This window comes from Streptomonospora mangrovi, assembly GCF_027604915.1.
In the GTDB taxonomy this organism is placed as follows: Bacteria; Actinomycetota; Actinomycetes; order Streptosporangiales; family Streptosporangiaceae; genus Streptomonospora; species Streptomonospora mangrovi.
This window is the reverse complement of the sequence record NZ_JAJAQC010000018.1, coordinates 18,415-36,811: the sequence shown is the minus strand read 5'-3', so window position 1 is coordinate 36,811 and position 18,397 is coordinate 18,415. Positions and strand designations below refer to the sequence as shown.

Sequence of the window (18,397 nt, the reverse complement as noted above, 5' to 3'; positions counted from 1 at the left end):
GACTTCGGCAACGAGGCCCCTGCCGGCCTGCTCACCGGTCAACGGTGAGCCGGTCTAGGGAGGCGGCCTTACCGGCTTTGGTAGGTAAGGCGTAGCGTCGTGGGTGGTCAGATCGGCGCGGCCCATCAGTTCGACCACGGTGACCACGTCGACCGGATCGCGCGCCAGTTCGATGCCGCCGCGGATGAGGTTGGTGCCGAAGGTGTGGCCCAGCATGTGCGGACCAACCGGCTCGCCCGTCCTCGGTCGGGCCGATTCCCGCCGCTGCCCCTAGAGCTTCCCCCGGCCGTAGCTTCGGGAGAACCGGGCTTTGAGAGGGCGGTCGGGTGAGACCCGACCGCCCCGGCCGTTCGTGAGTGCAAAGCGACCAAGCAAAGCAACCAGGACGGCCACCAACCACATTAGCGCTCTGTCCGGCGCCGTCTAGGGCTCACGAGGGCGGACCGCCCCCATGAACCTCGGGCTGTAGGTCTCGCTGGCCACAGGTTCGGTGCGGACGGTCTGACCGCTGCTGGGGGCGTTGATCATGCGGCCTTCGCCGATGTACATGGTGACGTGGCTGGGGGCAGGGCCGGGGGAGCCGAGGTCGGTGGTGTCGTAGAAGAGGAGGTCGCCGGGCTGGAGTTGGTGCAAGCTGACGCGGCGGCCCGCTCGGTACTGATCGGTGGTGACGCGGGGGATGTCGACACCGGCGGCGGCCCATGCCTGCTGGGTGAGGCCGGAGCAGTCGAAGCCCGAGGGGCCGGTACCGCCCCATACGTAGGGTTTGCCGACCTGGCGCAGGGCCCACTCCACGGCGGCCCGTCCCTGCTCGCTGCCGCGTCCTCCGCCCCCGGCGGGGGCGTAGGCGTCGAACTCCTCGATGGCGGCCAGCACGTCTTCGACGTAGCGGTCGGACCGGTTGTAGCGGTACAGCGCGTCGGCGAGCTGGTCGCGGTCGGTGAAGTCGACCCCGCTCTCTCCGGCGCTGAGGCAGAGTTCCCGCGCGCTGGCCAGCGCGCTGTCATAGGCGTTGTGCGGGTTCTTGACGCCGTCGGCGTTGCCGTCGGCGCCGTAGTGGTCGGCCCAGCCGGAGGGCAGGTGCTGGTTGGGGCCGACCGCCCGGTCGTATTCGGTGTCGCCGTCGAAGCGACCGTTGTCGGTGTCGTAGTGGGGGGTGAGGTTGCCGTCGGCGCCGGAGCCGTCGAGGCGGGGGCCGATCATCGGCGGGGACACGTCGCCGTTGGGGGCGATGTCGCGGCCGGCCAGCAGCGACGACTCGACCTTTCCGATGCCGGCGAGGATCTGCCAGCGCATCCCCTCGCACTGCGGGTGCAGTTCGGGCAAGGTGTGAGCGGCGCGGAGGTAGGCGTCCAGCAGGGTGTCGGGCATTCCGGGCACGTGCGCGGGAGCGGGGTTCTCCAGTATGGCGGTGGCGGCGGAGAACACCGCCCCCACCGCCATGAGCGCCGCGACCAGCCCGGCGAGGAAGCCGGGGCTAGCCATCACCGGCCTCCCAGCCCCGCACGCCCCCCTCCGGCGGCAGGCTGGTCCCGGGAAGGGCGGCCAGGCGCCGTGGCGAGGAGCCGCCCAGCGGAGTCCACACCGAGTCGGCGGGGTGCTGGCCGTGGACGGCGGTGGCGGCCGGGACCGGCGGACGGGGAACGCGTTCGTGGAGGTTGCCCTCCCGGCGCCGGGAGGGCAGGTAGAACAGCACCACGCCCTGCTGGCCGGTAAGCCGCGCCAGCTCGTGGTAGCCGTCGAGCTTGGCCTCGAGCCGGCGCAGGGGCTCGGTGCCGCGGTCGTACTCCAGGAAGAAGTCGACCGCCGTGTCGGCATGGGTCCAGCGGCCGGCGGCGTCGGGGCGGACGATGTCGCCCCAAAGGGCTTCGCAGTCGCGGGCGGTGCGCCAGGTCAGGTGGGTGTCGTGGGTGCGGGTGTGGGAGTGCAGGTCCACGAAGAACTCGTTGACTCCGAGGGTGTGGGCGAGGCTTGAGCGGTAGGCGACGGCCAGGAGGCGGTCGCGCCGGTAGCCAAGTTCCTTCGCGGTCTGACCGTGTTCGGCGGCCAGGATCTCGGCGCCGGGGGCGTCGAGGATGTAGTGCCAGGGGGCGGTGCCCACCGGAGTCCAGGGGCGGAACCGCTCCAAGGCCCGCAGTCGGTACAGGATGGGCAGTCGGCGCTTGGCGGTGGCGTAGGAGGAGAACTCGCACCGGGCGATCTGGTCGGTGGTGAGGACGCGGTGGTCCCACACCAGCCGCATGACGCGCAGGTCGCGCGGGGTGAGGCGGGAGACCAGCCGGTGGACGGCCTCGGCCGTGGTGCGCGGGCGCACGGGTGCCGAGCGGTCGGGGCGTGTGGGTGTGCGCATGGGGGTGTTCTCCCTGGTTCAGCGGTGGGTGCGGGCGGCTTTGCGTAGGGCGGTGGCGCGGCCCTTGACGGGTGGCGGCAGGGGCCGGGTGCGCAGGGTGAAGGCGGGGGAGAGGGCGCCGTGGGAGACCAGGCGGGCGGCGGCCTGGTGGGCGGCCAGGTGGCTCAGATCGTGTTCGCCGAGGTTGGGGTGCACATGGCGCGCCAGGGTGCGGGCGTCCTCGGGGGAGACGTCGAAGTACACCTTGTTGCGGGCGTTGGCGGAGACGGCTTCGCGCAGATCGCGGGGAAGCTGGGAGAGGTCCTGGTGGGCCAGGACAAGCCCGGCGCGGTAGGCGCGGGCCTCGGCGAGCATGTCGTCGATGCCGTAGGGCAGGGTCAGGAAGTTCTGGCACTCGTCGAGGTAGATCGCGATGTCGGCGCGCTGATTCTCGGCCTGGCGGGCGCGAGCGAGGACGGCGTTCCACACCTGGGCCAGCAGCAGGGATCCGAGCAGGGAGGCGGTGTCCTCCCCGAGGACGCCCTTGGGCAGGCGGGCGATGACGATCGCCTGGTTGTCGAGCAGGCGGCGGAGGTCCAGGCCGTGGTCGGTGGTGGCGAGCAGGTCGCGGGCGAATCCGCGCAGCAGCACGGAGCGGAGTTTGTTGGCCAGTGGAGCGGTGGCGTGGGCCCGGGCCGGCTCGGACAGGTCCTCGTACCAGTTCCAGAAACCCTTGAGGACGGGGTCGGCGAGACGGGCGGTGGCGCGGCGGCGAAACGCGGTGTTGTCGAGCAGGCGGGGGATGTTGGCCAGTCCGGCGTGGGGGGTTCCGGCCAGAGTGAGGCAGGCCGAGCGCAGGATGTCCTCGGTGCGCGGTCCCCAGGAGTCGGCGAAGATCCGGCGGAAGATCCCGGTGACCATGTCGGCTGCGCGTTCCCGGCCCCGAGCGTCGGCGGAGAGCACGTTGAGCGCGGGCGGAGGCGCGTTGTCGTCGGGGTCGATCAGCACCACCCGCTCGGCCGCCGCCATGGGAAGCCGCGACAACAGGAGTTCAGATTCGCCCTTGGGCTCGATGAACACCAGGCCGCGGCCCTTGGCGGCGTCGTCCAGGATCATGTTCAGCAGGAAGGTGGTCTTGCCGGTTCCGGTGCCGCCGATGACGTGGGTGTGGTGGCGCGCGTCGGCGACGCGCAGGCCCACCAGCCGGGCCGCCGGGCCGTCGGCCGTGCCGAGGAGCCGGGTGTCGGGGGCGTCGCCGGTGATACCGGGCGGGGGCGGTGTGGGGCGGGCCGGCGCCCGCTCCAGGCCGGGTACCGCCGTGTCGAGGGGCAGATGGGCGACCGCGGCCAGTTCTTTGGCCGAGAGCATGTCCCCGTGGCCCAGCCATCGTGTCGCAGCCAGGCGTGCGGCGATCGGTGTCCAGCGGCGCCGGTAGTGGTTAAGGCCGGTGAACACGGAGAACGCCCCTGCGACGGCATGGGAGCGGCCCCGGCGCCGCTGCCGCGCCGCGGTGTCGGCGCCGGGCCCGGTGACGAGGTAGCGCACGTGGGTCTCCAGCCGCGGCGCCATGGCCTTGGCGAGGATGGCGCGCACCTCACCGGGGACATCAGGGCGCAGCGCGGCCTGTGCGGCCTTTCGGTGTGCTCCCCCAGGAGTGACCAGGTCGAACACCCCGCCGGTCGGGCGGACGCCTTGGCGCAGGCGGGCGGCGGCCTGGGCGGCTCGCCGCAGTCGGCGCCCGGTCACCGGGCGTACCGCCACCTGCACCAGCACCCGTTCCCCGGGCGCCAGGCCGCCGGCGGCGCCCAGGAGCGGGCGGATCGGGTCCTCGGCGTGGCCGGTGGCGATGGGGTAGTGGTCGGGGCGGGCGAGGCGCAGGTGGCCGCCGCGCGCGCGGGGCGCGGCCTCCGGGGGCGGAACAGGGCGCGTGGTGGTGCTCGCGCCGGGCCAGGCGGCCTGCACGGCGCGTTCCACCATCCCGGGCGGGACAGGACCGGGCACCCACAGCCGCACCCGCACTCCCGAGCCGTCTACGGCGTATTCCCAGACCACATGCGGCTGGCCGAGCAGCGCCCGCTTCCACGCGGGCCGCAGCAGACCGAGCAGGTTGGTCCACAGAGCCTCGGCACCGGCCAGATCGGTCTCGGGCGGAGGCAGGATCTCCACCAGGCGGGCGTGCCGGGACCAGGCGCGGTGCCGAAGCAGAGCCACGGCGGTGCGCAGGGCCACGGCGGCGGCGATGGCACAGGGCGCGGCGGCCAGCGCGGTGCTTCCGTGGGCGGCCACGGCGGCCAGGACGAGTTCACCCAGGGCGGCGGGCAGACCGCTCAGGTCGGCGGGGAGCCAACTCACAGCAGGTCCTCCTCCTCGGCATCGAGGCCGTCGAGGTCGGGCGCCGCCGGGCCGGACTCTTCTGCGGCGGCGGCTTCAGCGGGGTTGGTGGTGACCAGGCGGTGCTCGGCGTCGCTGGCCACGACCTGGAAGGCAACCCGCTGCTGCCCGCTGCACAGCAGCGCCTGGCCGGGTGCTGCGGTGAGCAGGTGCCGGCGCTCCCCGTCGGAGAGCCCGAACGCCTCGGCGACCTGGTCGATGGCCTGGGGTGCCTGGCGCATGAGGATCTGCGTGGTGGCGTTGGAGACGACGGCTCTGCCCAGTTCGGAGCCCAGCACGTCGGCGGCGTCCTGCGTGGCGACGGTGAGCCCGACCCAGCGCTTTCGGGCGGCCTTGGCCAGCCGGAACAGGAACCTCGCGCCCTCGGGCTGGGACATGAGCTGCCAGCCCTCGTCCACTACGACCATGCGGGGGTGGTCGGGGGCGGCCTCGGCGACCCCGCGCCAGATGGCGTCCAGAGCCATGAGGGTGCCCACGGCCTTCAGTTCGTCGGGCAGGGCGCGCAGCGACCAGGTGACCAGGTGCCCGGTCGGGCGCCGGGTGGTGGGGGCGCGAAAAAGCTCGGCGTAGGAGCCGGTGGTGTAAGGCGCGAGTTGGACGGCGAGGTCGCGGGCGTCCTCGTCCTTCTGCGCTTTCAGTACGGCCGCCAGGTCGCTGAGCATCGGCGCGGGCCGGGGCCAGGTGCGCTCGTCGGCGGTGATCCCGGCCTTGCGGTACGTCGTGATCAGCGCTTTGTCGAGGGCCGCGCGCTGGCGCGGCGCCAGCGGCGCGCCGGTCATGACCGGAATCAGGGTGTGCAGGAACAGCGCGCGCCGGCTCAGCGCGTCGCGCGTGGCCGCGGTGTCCAGTGCCAGGTCCAAGGGATTGAGGTGCACACCTGGCGCACCCAGGCGCATGACGGTTCCGCCGACGGCCTCGGTCAGGCGGGCGTACTCGTCCTCAGGATCGATGACCGCGGCCGTGATCCCGGCATAGAGCGATCGCAGCAGGTCGAGCTTGCAGAAGTAGGACTTGCCCGCCCCCGAGCGCGCCAGCACGACCGTGTTGTAGGAGTCCAGCGCCCACCGGTCCCACACCACCACTCCCGAGGAGTCGGCGTTGAGGCCGTAGAGGACCGCGGTGGGCGACGCCTCCACCGCCACGTCCGGGCTGGCGAAGGGGTAGGCGGCGGCCAGTGCGGCGGTGTCCATGGTGCGGCGTTGGCCGAGGAGGTCCACGCCCAGCGGCAGGCAGGAGATCCAGCCCTGAAGTTGCCGGTAGGAGGCGGGGCGGGCGTCGATGAGCATCGACGCCAGCAGCGACTGGACGTGGCCGACCTCCTCCTCCAGATCGTCCTCAGTGGCGGCGTGGACGGTGGCATAGAGCCCGACCCGGAAGAGCTTCACCTCGCCTCGGGCCAGGCTCGCGGCCATGTCGCGGGCGTCCTCGGCGGCGATCTCGGCCTCGAAGTCCTCCAGCCGCCCTTTCTCGGCGGTGGTCTGGGACGTGGCCTCCAGACGGGCCATCTGCCGGCGCAGCCGGTCGGCGGCCGTGTGGGGCGGGACGGGCTCGACGTGGAGGGACACATCCAGGCGGCCGGGGTAGGTCAGTAGCGGCTCCAGCCACGCGTCGCCGACCTCGGCCGGGTAGCCGGTGACGGCGAAGGACGCGGCCACGCCGCCACCCAGCCGGAGCCGCCGAGGGGCGATGTCGACCTCCGCGGCCACCGCCGAGGGCCGCGCGGGCCGCCGGCTCCTGTCACGTCGTAGTAGAGGCACGGTCAGTCCTCCTCAGCGGGGCGGGGGCCGGTGATGATCGCGTCGGGGGGCGCCAGCCCTTCTGGAGGGGCGGCGGCGCGGGCGGGATCGGCGGCGGTGGCGAGCACGGCCGCGGCGTCGGCCCCGGGCAGGACGGCGGCGGTGCTGCCGGCGGCGGCCAGCGCGCGAGTGGCGTCCTCGGCGCGCCGAAGCAGCGTTGCCGCCCCATGTCGCCCGGTGCCGCCGGGCTCGCGCAGTACCACGAGCACTCTGCGGTAGAGGAGATCGCGGGTGCGGCCCAGGTCGGCCAGGTAGTCGGCGTGGTCGCGGGCGGCACGCTCCAGTGCCGGGTGCGGCAGCGCGGGTGCCGCCTCGTCGACGGCGGCGATCAGCGGATCCAGGCGCACCGACTCCGCGCGGATGAGGACCTGAACGGGGGCGGAGAGGGAGTTGAGGTAGGCGGCGAAGCCGGCCACCAGTGAGGCCTGCTCCTCGGGGGTGCGCAGCGCGAAATTGACGGTGGAGCAGGACAGGACGACCGCGCAGCCGTGCTCGCCCAGGTCGATGACGCCGCTGTCGCCGATGGACTCCAGCGGCAGTGCCAGCGGGGCGGGCAGCGGGTCGGGTCGGGCGCTGACCCATGAGGGGACTTCGGCGGCGTCTTCGGCGGCGGTGGTGGCGCGGCGTTTGGGGGAGCGGTGGAACCGCAGCGCGGCGAACAGGAACTGGTTCAGGTTGAGCCCGTCGCGGCGGACCAGCGCGGCGGCCACCGCCGCGCCCATCAGCGGGACCGCGACGGCTGCCAGCACCGGCAGCGGCACCACGTCGCGCAGTGCCGTCCACACCGCCCACACTCCGATCCCGGGCAGGCCGATGATCAGCAGTTGTCGGGCGCTCAACCCGGCCAGGATGCGGTCCTCGCGTTCGATGTCGGCGGGCATGCGCACACGCGCCATCACTCCTGCTCTCCTCTCGGTCGGCGGCGGTAGTGGCGGGGCCGGGGACGGACCGGGCGCCGCTGGCCCGCGTTCGGCGGATGCGTGGATTCAGGCGGCTCGGGCCGTGGCGGCCGGGGCGGGGTGATGCGGATGTCGGATGGCCGCACCGTGCGGTAGCGGCGGGGATCGGGCGGAGGGGGAGCGCTGCGGGGCCGGGGGCGCTGCACCCAGACACCGCCCGCATAGTGGCGCGGCGTACCCGCGAAGGACGTCCGTTCTGCGCGGACGGGCCCGCGGCCTTGGCCGCGTCCTGTGGAGGAGCGGTCGTTGGGCGGGGTCTCCTTGCCCGGCGCGGTGGGGCTCTCCGGCCGGGGTGGCGGGCTGCTGCTCCACATGGGGCGCCCGCCGCCGCCACCCCACCGAGGTCGGGGCGCCAGGCCGCGTCCCGGACCAGAAGGTCGAGGCGGCCGCGGCGCGGGCCCCCGACCGGGTCCGCCGCGCGGCGGAGGCGGGCCGGGACGTCCGCCGCGTCCGGCGCCCGGGCGCGGCGTCGTGCGGCCCGCGGCGGTGGCCAGCGCCCGGCCGACGTTGCGCAGCACGAGGGCACCGACGGCGAACCGCACTACGCGCACCAGCGGGGAGCCGCGCGTGTTGAACACCTGCCGGAACGCCCAGAACGGGATGCGCACCAGCACATACATCGCCGTGATCAGCACGATCACGTCCAGCATGGAGTCGGCCGTACCGGCCGGATCGGTGAGGAAGTCGGCCTCCCGGCGCACCAGGAACACCTGGGTCAGCACCCGCAGCGTCAGTGCCTGGGCGACCTGGATGACCAGCAGCGCCCCCATGGCCCGCCACCACAGGCGGGCCACCCCCTCGGTCTGAGGCAGGGCATGGCAGACCAGCGCCAACGGCGCGGCTGCGGTGAGCAGCAGCCACAGCATCACGCGGACGATCACCGCGACAGCGAAGAACAGCACCAGCAGCGCCGCGACCACGGTCAGCAGCACCACCAGCACCAGCTCGCCCAGCGGGTCCTGCAGCGTGCGCTCGATCGCCTGGGCCACCGCCTCGGGCTGGGCGGCGCCCTCCAAGAGCCCCACCGTCAGCGCGTTGCCCATGTCGGCCAGCACCGAGCACACCAGCCACGAGGCGTTGGCGGCGAGGAACGCGAGCACCACGCGCGGTGCCAGCTCCTTCACCCCGGCCGAGGACTGCACGGTGGGATTGGCCATCACCAAGACCCCGGCCAGAGTGACCACGAGCACGAAGGAGGCGTTGGCGACCATCAGCGCACCCGTGTGGGCCTGGCGCACGCCCGTTGTGGGGTCGGGGGTGGTCAGCAGGCCCATCGCGAACAGGACCAGGTGGGCGTCGATGAAGTCGGCCACGAGCCCGGTGAGCCATCCGTTGAACGCGGCCCGCATCCGGCAGGCGTAGTCGAAGGTCCCGCAGTCCGCTCCGTCGGCGGGCTCCTCGGCGCTGCCGCCCTCCTCCGCGGGCGGTTCCGGCTCGGGCCCGGGGGAGGGATCGGGCGACGGCCGCGGGTTCTCCGAAGGGGACGGGGACGGCCGGGGCGGCTCCGGTTCGGCATCGGAGGAAGGAGCGGGCGGCACCGCGTCGCCCGGCACTGCCGCCGCGGCAGCCGCCGGTACTGCCGCGGTAACCGGAGCGCCCAGCAGCAGTGCCGCGGCACCCGCCGTCAGGAGGAGTCGGCATCGGGGCGGCACGGGTCAGTCCAGCCCGACGAAGCCGCGCAGGATCTCGACCAGGATCGGGGCCAGGATCGCCACCCCATAACCCAGCGCGGCGTACTTCAGCGTGTCCTTGGCGCGGTTCACCTCGCCTGGATCACCGCCGGCCAGGAGGTAGCGCAGCCCGCCGATGGTTAACAGGAGTGTCGCCAGAGCGACCAGCAGGCCCACGATCCAGTTGCGGATGTTGGTGATCACCTCGCCCAGGTTGGATACCCCCGGCTGCTCAGCGCCCTGAGCCAGCGCCGGATCAGGCCCGAGGAGAAAGAGCAGAGCGAGCGCCGCACCACCGACGGCGGCGCGTCGAAATCGTTTATTCGGGATCGGCATGGCCGTCACCTCAAAAGAATCCGAACGGGGGTGGTAAACGGGGCGGGGAAGCGCCGGTCTCTCCTTTCTGATGGGAAAACCAAACCGAGGACGTCCACCGGACACACCCCGCCCCGCGAAAGGCAAAGGCGACTTTCGCCCTCACTCAAGAAACGGCGCGCGAAGTGCCGATCGCGCTCACCCGGGAGGTGGTCTCCACCCCGCCGAGGGCCGCCAGGAGCCTCCCCTGAGCGCTCCTGCGGTAGCGCCGCGCGGTGATGTAGGCCAGGCCCAACTCATCGGCCACCCGGATTAGGGGACGGCGCTCCAGGTGGGTACGGGCGATCAGTTCGGCCTCGATGGGACTGAGCACGCCGGTGCGCAGAGCGCGCGCCAGCAGCGTCACCGGCCCCGCCCCCGACTGGCCTGCGTGCCGTAGACCGGCGCACTCCCAGGGCACCTCCCGGCTCCGGAGCCGGCGCAGAGCACGCTGGTGGCGCTGCCCGGCGGCACGGGCGGCGCTCACCAGTCGCCCGCACACCCGTTCAGGGGCGGGATCGGCCGAACGCATGGCCGCCACAAACGCGGCCAGCATCTCCGCCTCGATATCAGCGCGGTCGGCGTCATCGCAGCGCAGCCGCGTACGCGCCGCGCACAGCCCCGGCAGCGCCAATCCGGCGGCCACGACCGTCCATGTGGCATCGCCGCCCCTCACCGGGACAAGCAGGCGCCGCCACACCGCATCAGCCGTCTCCTGCGGCGCCTGCACAAGCCAGCCGTCCAGGTCGCCCGCGGTCATGCGGGACGCGGTGCCGGCCACACCTCGCAGATCCAGAACCGGCGGCCGAGGACCATCGGCCAGGAGACGAAACGAGCGGCGCAGCGTGGAAAAGGCGGAACCGTCCATGGCGAACTCCCTTAAATCGTCGGGGAGCCCATGAAGGCATAAGCGGGTGAGCAGGATATGAGCGCAGAAGCAGATCCCCCGGAGCGAGAATCCGGCGAACATCCGGCGAACCCGGATCGGGAGAAATGCGAAGGGGGCCGAAAACGGCTGCGGAGGCACCGGGGCCTGCCTTAGCACCACTGTGCACAGCGTGCGTGAGCGCGAACCGCTCTTCCGGTGCCCTTCCTAGGTGAGGACGTTCACCGGCCGCCGCCGGCACCGCCAATGGCCCCACGCACCCCCGGCCACCCGCCGCCCGCGCTCAAGCTGCTGTCGCTGGGCGCGGGCGTGCAGTCCAGCACCCTGCTGCTTCTCGCGGCACAAGGCGCGATTCCGCGCTTCGACTACGCACTCTTCGCCGACACCGGATGGGAACCAACGGCCGTCTACCGGCACTTGGCGCGGCTTGAAACCGTTGCCGCCGATGCCGGGATACCGCTGCTGCGGATCAGCGCCGGCAACATCCGACGCGACGCACTCGATGAAGACCATCGATTCGCCTCCATGCCGCTGTTCATCCGCGGCCCTCACGGGGAGCGGCAGATGGCGCGGCGCCAGTGCACGGCCGAGTACAAGATCCGGCCGCTCAAGCGCGAGGCGCGGCGACTGCTCGGCTACCCCCATCCCAACCGGGTGCCGACCGGGGTCTACGCCGAGCAGTCCATCGGCATCAGCGTGGACGAGGTCCACCGCGCCAAGGACGCCGATGTGCGCTACCTGCGCAACCGCTTCCCCCTGCTGGAGATCGGCTGGACGCGCCGTGACTGCCGGGCCTACCTCGCCGCCCACGGCCTGGGGGACACGCCCCGCTCGGCCTGTGTGGGCTGCCCTTACCGCTCCAACGCCTCCTGGGCGGAGATGAAAGCCACCGACCCGGCCGCCTGGGAGGACGCGGTGGCATTCGATGCCGCCATCCGCCACGGCCACCCTGCCGCGGCAACGCGTGGCACGCCGCTGCGCGGCACCTACTACCTCCACGCCGCCCGAGTGCCGCTCGCGCAGGTTGATCTCGGCATCGACACCGGCCCCGAGCCGGAGGGCTGCTCACCCTGGGCGTGCCGCAGCGGTGAACCGGCCGAGCCGCCCGGGAACGGGGGTGCCGCATGACCGCCACCGGCACCGCATCAGCGGCACCCGCGGTCCCGTGCCCCTCGGTCAACGGAGGGGAGGCGCCGCCCCCACAGACCGGACCGGGATGGTCGATCGGTTCGCTGTGCACCGGATACGGCGGCCTGGACATGGGAGCCGCCGCCGCGCTGGGGGAGGCCCACCTAACCTGGGTCGCCGACCACGATCCCGACATCAGCCGCCTGCTCGCCGCCCGCTTCCCCGCAACTCCCAACCTCGGCGACCTCGCCCACGTCGACTGGCGCACCGTGCCCACCGTCGACGTGATCACCGCCGGCTTCCCCTGCCAGGACATCTCCGCCGCCGGCCCCGGCGGCGGGATCGAGAACGGAGCACGATCCAGTGTCTGGAACCTGGTGGTGGAGGCCATTCGCCGTCTACGACCCCGCCTCCTCCTCGTCGAGAACGTGGCGGCCCTCCGATGGCGCGGACGGGGACTCGACCGCGTACTCGCTGACCTGGCCCGCGCAGGGTATGACGCGCGATGGTGCAGCCTACGCGCCAGCGACATCGGCGCCTGCCACCGCAGGGAACGGTTGTTCCTTGCTGCCCACCCCGTGCGCGAGCGACGCCTCGCGCGGTCCCGCGCGACCGCAGGACCGGCGTGCGCACGGCAAACAGGTGCGCCTGTCCGATGTCATCTGCCACATGGAGGTCCCGTCCGGGGGAGCACGCCCCGTCCCGGCGGCCTTCTCCCGCACTGTGGGATCCCCGCCGCTACTCCCCACACCGCGGGCCAGCGACGCCACCAAGGGCAGCCCCAACCAGAAAGGCTCGCGCGGCGACCTCACACTGTCCTCCGTGGCCGCGATGCTGTCCACTCCCACGGCTGCGCCCTCCGACGGCAGCCGCACGGTCGGCCCCGGCGCCCACACCCGGCAGAACCCGGACGTCCCGATAGCCCTCGAACCGCGTGGGGAACCTACGCTCAGGCCATCCACCGATGGGAACAGGTCCTCGGACGCGAAGCCCCGCCGCCCAGCGAACCCGGAAGGCACGGACGACCGCGGCTGAGCCCGGTCTTCGTCGAATGGATGATGGGCCTGCATACCGGCTGGGTCACCGGCCCCGCCCTGGGGCTGAGCCGCACCGCGCAGCTCCGCGCTCTGGGCAACGGCGTCGTGCCCCAGCAGGCCCACACCGCCTTCACCCACCTGCTCGCCGACATCGCCGCCGCTGACGACGCGGGAGGCGACCAGTGAGCCTTCACCTGGTCCCGGTGCCCTTCGCCGAAGCACGCGCCTTCATTGAGGTATGGCACCGCCACCTCGGCCCGCCGCGCGGCCACAAGTTCAGCCTCGGTGCCGCCGACGACAGCGGCGTGCTCGTCGCCGTCGCGATCGTCGGCCGCCCCGTGGCGCGCGGCCTCGACAACGGCCGGACCCTGGAGGTCACCCGCCTGGCGACCGACGGCACCCCCAACGCCTGCTCCATGCTTCTCGCCGCTGCTTGGCGCGCGGCAAAAGCCCTCGGCTACCGGCGCCTGGTCACCTACACCCGCGCCGAGGAACCCGGTACGTCCCTTCGCGCGGCCGGCTGGCGCCCCGTGGCGGCAATGCCGCCCAGAACCGACTGGCACCCACCCCACGGACTGCACACCCGAGGCCCGGCCCGCACCCGGTGGGAGGCGCCATGATCCGCGTGCGCCGCCCCGGAAGGGCCGCCGCGGAACCGACCGGGCCCGGGGGTGGCATGCCGCGGTATGGATGCGTCGGCGTCGGCATGCCCGGGCGGCCCTCATTGTCGGCGCAGGCTCCTATCCCTGAGGTGAGGTTGCCGTGTCGGTGAGGAAAGAAAGGTGCCCTGACCAGCTCAAACGCGATGACAATCGCCAGAGGAGCCCTTACCCTACAGCTCCGGCACCGGCCACCGACAAGCCCGGCAGCGGTCCCCACCTCCCCGAGGTCTACACACCTGCCGAGGCGGCCCAGGTGCTCAAAGTGCCTGAGTCGTGGCTGCGGAAGAAGGCGACCCAGCAGGCGATCCCCTGCACGTTCATCGGCAAGCACCTGCGCTTCAGTGCCGCTGACCTCGTCCGGATCGTGCAGCAGGGGGCGCGTCGCCCGGTCACCGGCCGTGCCGCGAACGGCAACGAATGAATCTACGCAGTAAAGGAGGCTGTACAAATGGCATATGCCGAGCGATTGCCGGCGTCGTGGAGGGCCCGCTTCAAGAAACCTGACGGCACCTGGGGCTCCAAGTCGGGGTTCGCGACCAAGGAAGCCGCGCTCAACTGGGGTGAGGAGCAAGAGGCCGAGGTGCGGGCGCGCATCTGGATCGCGCCTGAGGACCGTGAGATCGCCTTCGAGATTTTCGCCGAGCAGTGGATGGCCAGCGCGCGTCTGGCCGACAACACGCGTGCCAAGTACCGGTGCTACCTGGACGCCCACATCCTTCCCAAATGGGGGAAATGGCCGCTGATCAGCATCTTCAACAGCCATGTCGACATCCAGGGCTGGGTCAGCCAACTGCACGAGGACCTCGCCGAGCCCAGCGTGTCCTCGGTGTTCGCGCTGTTCTCCACGATCTGCAACAGCGCGGTGCGCGCCCGGCGCATCCCGGCCAATCCCTGCAACGGTATCCGGGTGACCTCAGGCGACTACGAAACCGAACGCCAAGTGGCCACCCCCGCCCAAGTTCTGCGGGCGGCGATGCGCCTGCACCACACCTGCGGCAGGGCCGGGTTCGTGCTGTGCCTGCTCAACGGCTACACCGGCGCTCGCTGGTCGGAACTGGCGGGCCTGGAACCGCACGAATACGACGAGGTCAACCGCGCGATCCCGGTACGCACCCCGCTGCGGGAGACCGCGGGGCGGGTGGCCAAGGCCAAGAGGGCCAAGACCCCCGCCGGCAAGCGCTGGATCCAGCTCCCCGACTTCCTCGCCGCCCTCTACACCGACCTGTTGGTACAGGCCGAGCCGGGACAGCCGGTCTTCGCCGGCCGTCGGGGCGGGTATCTGCGTCGGGGCAACTTCCGCGCCCGGTTCTGGCGTCCGGCCTGGGACGGGTGCCCCGGCAGCGACCAGGCGTGGCTGCGCGCGCCGATCCTGCCCGGGTTCACCTTCAACGAGGGCCGACACACCCACCGGACGTGGCTGGCCGAGGACGGCGTCCCCGAGGTCGCCCGCGCGGCCCGGCTGGGGCACCGGATGCGGGGGATGGGCCACGTCTATGAGCACGTGACCCCGGCGATGAGGGATCAGGTGCGCAGTGCGCTCGAGGAGCGCTGGCTGCGGAGTCTGGACGCGCTGCATCCGCAGGAGCGGGAAAGGCTCATGGAGATGGTTCCGCAGATCGGTGAGCACTACCGTGCGCACCGCAGGAAAGAGGCTTCGTAGCGAACTGGAGCAAGATCGTCTCCAGATTCTCTCCATCGCCGAAGCCGCTGACAACTGAAGAGAACCGATGAACGGTCTCTGACCTGCGATGATGCTGGTGGGCGATACAGGATTCGAACCTGTGACCTCTACCGTGTCAAGGTAGCGCTCTAACCAACTGAGCTAACCGCCCGAAGGGTCGCACCGAAGTGCGAACGGGGGAGGCGGAGACGGGAATCGAACCCGTGTACAGGGATTTGCAGTCCCTTGCCTAAGCCACTCGGCCACTCCGCCGCGAGCCGTGCTCAAGGGGCGTGGGTGTCCCTTACGGCTTCTCCGAGCGGACGACGGGATTCGAACCCGCGACCCTCACCTTGGCAAGGTGATGCTCTACCAGCTGAGCCACGTCCGCAGTGTCCATGGGAGGCCCCATGGGGTTTGGTGCTTCGAGCGGACGACGGGATTCGAACCCGCGACCCTCACCTTGGCAAGGTGATGCTCTACCAGCTGAGCCACGTCCGCGCGGAGTGGGGGTGTCCCGGCCGGTTCGCGCCGGCCCGGTGCCCCTCTCGCTGCCTCTGAACTTTAGCGGATCGCGGCGCCTGGGCGAAATCGAAATCCCGGGGCGGCGCCGTGCGCGGGGCAGGGTGCGGAGCGCGGCGGCGCCGTCGGGGCGTCCGGACGGGGGCTGAGGCAGTGGCAGGGACGGCTCAGCGCTCGACTTGGGCGGGTGTGGTGGGCATGTCCGGGCGGGGCGGCGCGGAGAGGTACTGGCCGACGCGCTGGATCACCTTGTTCATCTCGTAGGCCACCAGGCCGACGTCGCACTCGGTGTCGGACAGCAGCGCCATGCACGCGCCCTCCCCGGCCGCGGCGACGAACAGGAAGGCGTCGTCCATCTCGATGATGCTCTGGCGGATGCCGCCGGCGCCGAACTGCTTGCTGGCGCCCGAGGCCAGGCTGTGCAGACCGGAGGCGATGGCGGCGAGGTGTTCGGCGGCGGGGCGGTCCAGGCGGCTGGAGGAGGCCATCAGCAGGCCGTCGGTGGACAGGACGATCGCGTGGCGGGTGCCCTGCGCGCGCGTGAGGAGGTCGTCAAGCAGCCAGCTCAACTCGCCTGGGGCGGTGCTCTGTGAGGTCATAGCTCTCTTGATCCGTCGTCGTCTCGGCCGGACCGGGCGACCCCGGGGCAGGGTCGCGGGCCGGTCCGCGGGGCCCCGGGGCAGGGGTCCTCATAGCGTTGCCCAGATGATAGCCATTCGTGATCCACGCGTCCGATATGCGCCTGCGTGTCGGAGTAGTGGGTGGTTCGCGGCGATGAGGCGGGTACGGGTGTGGTTGGTTACGTTACCCGTGGCCTACATCGCATATACGGCATCGGCCGGGATTGGACAGAAGGCTTGCGCCGTAAGGGTTTTCAGCGACGGCCGCCCCGCGCGAACGGCCCGGCGCGCCGGGGCTCGGGCTGCCGCGCGGACCCCTGAGGTGGCAGGATCGCACCAGGCGGCGGCCCGCCGCGGCGAGGACCCCGGCACCCCCCGCGGGAACGCAGGTGACCGGTGGTGCGCCCGGGACGCGGGCGCCGGCGCCCCACCACCCCGGGCGGGGCGTTCGCCGGCGCGCGGGCACACGGCGCCGCGACAGCCTGAGAACCAAGGGAGGACGCGAGTATGCGGGTGTGGATCGCCGGCGCGGGTTTCGGACGGGGCAAGGTCCTGGATGCGGACGAGGCCCGGATCCCCGTGCTGGACCACGGCATCACCGTGGGCGACGGCGTCTTCGAGACCGTGAAGGGGGTCGCCGGCGAGCCGTTCGCGCTCACCCGGCACCTGCGCCGCTTGACCCGCTCGGCCGTGGGCATCGGCCTGCCCGAGCCCGACACCGGCCTCATCGCCGAGGGCGTGCGCCAGGCGCTGGACGCCAACCCCGACATCCCCCTCTCGCGGGTGCGCATCACCGTCACCGGCGGCGTGGGCCCGCTGGGCTCCGACCGGGTGGGCGGCGAACTGACGTGCGTGGTGGCCGTGGGGCCGCTGGGGCCGATCGCCCCCGTGGCCGACGTCGCCGTGGTGCCCTGGACGCGCAACGAGAACGGCGTCCTGACCGGGCTCAAGACCACCTCCTACGCCGACAATGTGGTCGCCCTGGACTACGCCAAGCAGCGCGGGGCGGGCGAGGCGGTCTTCGCCAACACGGCGGGCAACCTGTGCGAGGGCACCGGCAGCAACGTGTTCGTGGTCCTCGACGGCGCCCTGCTCACCCCGCCGCTGTCGGCCGGCCCCCTGGCCGGGATCACCCGCGAACTGGTGCTGGAGTGGGCCGGCGGGCAGGAGGCCGACATCCCGATGGCGGCGCTGGAGGGCGTCTCCGAGGCGTTCCTGACCTCCTCGGGCCGCGACGTGCAGCCGATCCGCGCGATCGACGGCCGCGCGCTGCCGGCCGCGCCGGGGCCGGTGACGCGGCGGGCGATGGAGGTCTTCGCCGAGCGCGGCGCCGCCGACATGGACCCCTGACGGCGAAGACGATCGCGACCAACCGCCGACGGCGCCCGTCCGGGAGGGGACGGGCGCCGTCGGCGTCGTGTGAGACGGGTGCCGGGGCCGCGCGGTGTCTGCGGCGGGCTGAGCCTGCTGCCGGGGCGCGCTGTGCGGTGCGGCCGATGTGCCGCCCGAGCGGGCCGCGAAGGCGGAGGGCGCCGCGGCGGGCGCGGTGGCGGTGCCACTACGCGCCGTGACCGAATGCGGCGGTGAGACGGGAACCGGTGGCCGCCGGCGGATGCGGTCGCGGCCCAAAGGGGCCGCGGGCCGGTCCGGTTTGCGGGGTTGGCCGCGGGGTAAACCAGACGCCGGGTTTGCGTGGTTCGCGGGTGCTGGCCACCGCGTGCTGAGGGGACCGGCCCGATGGGCGGCGCGAGTCGCCGGACGCGGGTCAGGCCAGGAGGTGCTGCTCGATCTCGGCGTCGAGGTTGACGAACTCGCCCTCGTGCCCGGCCGGCACGATCTCGTAGGTGCGGTGCAGGAACTCCGCCAGCGGCGAGACCGGGGCGTCGAACTGCGCCTGGCCGAACGGCGACGACAGCGCGATGTTCACGGTGCGCTCGCCGTTGCCGGCCTCGGGCCACACGCGGACGTCGCCCTCGCCGGCGGCGCGCACGATGCCCACCGTCAGCAGTTCGCGGGCGAAAATCCACTCGACGGGCTCGTCCTCGCCGGTGTGGAACGCCACCTTGATGGCGTAGGGGTCGTCGGCGGTGTAGTCGAGCCGTGCGACCAGGGGGACCGCCGTGCGGTCGGGGACCACGAGCCGAAGGCCCAGCTCGGCGGTGGCAGTGGTGCCGCTACTGTTCATGTTCGCCAAACCTTTTCTCGTCCGGCCCCGCGTAAAGCGCGGGTAGGTTAACCGTCTCGCCCGCTCCAACGCGGCCGGGTGCGGTCTATGACGCGCAACCGGAAGACTTTGCCTGGTGGATGCCTCTTGGAGTGCGGCTGGGTTTCCCTATGCCGCCTCCTGGTCCTCCGGTCACTGTAATGAGCTGCGGAAACCAGG

Annotated in this window: 17 protein-coding genes, 4 tRNA genes and 1 pseudogene; 7 read left to right on the top strand and 15 right to left on the bottom strand. The window is 72.4% G+C overall.

What is annotated here, in order from left to right; all coding sequences use genetic code 11:
• Nucleotides 1–54 precede the first annotated feature (54 nt).
• The 9 genes from LG943_RS12595 to LG943_RS12555 form a co-directional block, all read right to left on the bottom strand.
• A complete protein-coding gene (locus LG943_RS12595; RefSeq protein WP_270072438.1) occupies nt 55–216 on the bottom strand; it encodes a hypothetical protein in 162 nt (53 codons plus the stop codon).
• A gap of 207 nt (nt 217–423) precedes the next feature.
• The gene (locus LG943_RS12590; protein WP_270072437.1) at nt 424–1,485 is read right to left on the bottom strand and encodes a C40 family peptidase; all 1,062 of its coding nucleotides are present in this window, start codon (nt 1,483–1,485) and stop codon (nt 424–426) included.
• Nucleotides 1,478–2,350: a replication-relaxation family protein gene (locus LG943_RS12585; protein ID WP_270072436.1), complete on the bottom strand. Its 873-nt coding sequence runs from the start codon at nt 2,348–2,350 to the stop codon at nt 1,478–1,480. Before LG943_RS12585 ends, LG943_RS12590 begins: the two co-directional genes overlap by 8 nt.
• Nucleotides 2,351–2,368: 18 nt before the next feature.
• Nucleotides 2,369–4,681: a type IV secretory system conjugative DNA transfer family protein gene (locus LG943_RS12580; protein ID WP_270072435.1), complete on the bottom strand. Its 2,313-nt coding sequence runs from the start codon at nt 4,679–4,681 to the stop codon at nt 2,369–2,371.
• Nucleotides 4,678–6,477, bottom strand: coding sequence for a VirB4 family type IV secretion system protein (locus tag LG943_RS12575; RefSeq protein WP_270072434.1), 1,800 nt, complete (start codon nt 6,475–6,477; stop codon nt 4,678–4,680). The genes LG943_RS12580 and LG943_RS12575 overlap by 4 nt, the downstream gene beginning before the upstream one ends.
• A 2-nt stretch (nt 6,478–6,479) precedes the next feature.
• A complete protein-coding gene (locus LG943_RS12570) occupies nt 6,480–7,412 on the bottom strand; it encodes a PrgI family protein (RefSeq protein WP_270072433.1) in 933 nt (310 codons plus the stop codon).
• On the bottom strand, nt 7,412–8,824 hold the full coding sequence (locus LG943_RS12565; protein WP_270072432.1) for a hypothetical protein: 1,413 nt from the start codon (nt 8,822–8,824) through the stop codon (nt 7,412–7,414). The genes LG943_RS12570 and LG943_RS12565 overlap by 1 nt, the downstream gene beginning before the upstream one ends.
• Nucleotides 8,825–9,130: 306 nt before the next feature.
• A complete protein-coding gene (locus LG943_RS12560; protein ID WP_270072431.1) occupies nt 9,131–9,481 on the bottom strand; it encodes a pilin in 351 nt (116 codons plus the stop codon).
• A gap of 145 nt (nt 9,482–9,626) precedes the next feature.
• Nucleotides 9,627–10,367 carry a hypothetical protein gene (locus LG943_RS12555; protein WP_270072430.1) on the bottom strand — a complete coding sequence of 247 codons (741 nt, stop codon included), beginning with the start codon at nt 10,365–10,367 and terminating at the stop codon, nt 9,627–9,629.
• Between the two features lie 264 nt (nt 10,368–10,631).
• Between LG943_RS12555 and LG943_RS12550 the strand changes: the two genes are divergently transcribed.
• The 6 genes and pseudogenes from LG943_RS12550 to LG943_RS12525 all read left to right on the top strand — a co-directional run bounded on the left by LG943_RS12550 (nt 10,632) and on the right by LG943_RS12525 (nt 14,872).
• On the top strand, nt 10,632–11,513 hold the full coding sequence (locus LG943_RS12550; RefSeq protein ID WP_270072429.1) for an adenine nucleotide alpha hydrolase family protein: 882 nt from the start codon (nt 10,632–10,634) through the stop codon (nt 11,511–11,513).
• A pseudogene (locus LG943_RS12545) lies at nt 11,510–12,076 on the top strand (DNA cytosine methyltransferase); the annotation flags it as partial. The gene LG943_RS12550 and the pseudogene LG943_RS12545, both read left to right, overlap by 4 nt.
• Before the next feature lie 492 nt (nt 12,077–12,568).
• A complete protein-coding gene (locus tag LG943_RS12540; RefSeq protein WP_270072521.1) occupies nt 12,569–12,736 on the top strand; it encodes a hypothetical protein in 168 nt (55 codons plus the stop codon).
• On the top strand, nt 12,733–13,170 hold the full coding sequence (locus tag LG943_RS12535) for an XF1762 family protein (RefSeq protein ID WP_270072428.1): 438 nt from the start codon (nt 12,733–12,735) through the stop codon (nt 13,168–13,170). The genes LG943_RS12540 and LG943_RS12535 overlap by 4 nt, the downstream gene beginning before the upstream one ends.
• A gap of 142 nt (nt 13,171–13,312) precedes the next feature.
• Nucleotides 13,313–13,633, top strand: a complete 321-nt coding sequence (locus LG943_RS12530) for a helix-turn-helix domain-containing protein (protein WP_333486359.1) — start codon at nt 13,313–13,315, stop codon at nt 13,631–13,633.
• A 27-nt stretch (nt 13,634–13,660) separates the two neighbouring features.
• Complete coding sequence (locus LG943_RS12525; protein WP_270072427.1) at nt 13,661–14,872, top strand: tyrosine-type recombinase/integrase; 1,212 nt, start codon at nt 13,661–13,663, stop codon at nt 14,870–14,872.
• Between the two features lie 95 nt (nt 14,873–14,967).
• Here LG943_RS12525 and LG943_RS12520 read toward each other — a convergent pair.
• The 5 genes from LG943_RS12520 to LG943_RS12500 form a co-directional block, all read right to left on the bottom strand.
• Nucleotides 14,968–15,044 (bottom strand) — tRNA-Val (locus LG943_RS12520).
• A gap of 29 nt (nt 15,045–15,073) precedes the next feature.
• Nucleotides 15,074–15,145: transfer RNA gene (locus LG943_RS12515), tRNA-Cys, on the bottom strand.
• Nucleotides 15,146–15,190: 45 nt separating this feature from the next.
• Nucleotides 15,191–15,263: transfer RNA gene (locus tag LG943_RS12510), tRNA-Gly, on the bottom strand.
• A gap of 37 nt (nt 15,264–15,300) precedes the next feature.
• Nucleotides 15,301–15,373: transfer RNA gene (locus LG943_RS12505), tRNA-Gly, on the bottom strand.
• A 188-nt stretch (nt 15,374–15,561) separates the two neighbouring features.
• A complete protein-coding gene (locus LG943_RS12500) occupies nt 15,562–15,993 on the bottom strand; it encodes a roadblock/LC7 domain-containing protein (RefSeq protein ID WP_270072426.1) in 432 nt (143 codons plus the stop codon).
• A gap of 528 nt (nt 15,994–16,521) precedes the next feature.
• Between LG943_RS12500 and LG943_RS12495 the strand changes: the two genes are divergently transcribed.
• Entirely contained in the window at nt 16,522–17,364 is an 843-nt protein-coding gene (locus tag LG943_RS12495) for an aminotransferase class IV (RefSeq protein WP_270072425.1), read from the top strand.
• A 415-nt stretch (nt 17,365–17,779) separates the two neighbouring features.
• Here LG943_RS12495 and LG943_RS12490 read toward each other — a convergent pair whose 3' ends face one another.
• Entirely contained in the window at nt 17,780–18,199 is a 420-nt protein-coding gene (locus LG943_RS12490; RefSeq protein ID WP_270072424.1) for an SsgA family sporulation/cell division regulator, read from the bottom strand.
• Nucleotides 18,200–18,397: the final 198 nt, after the last annotated feature.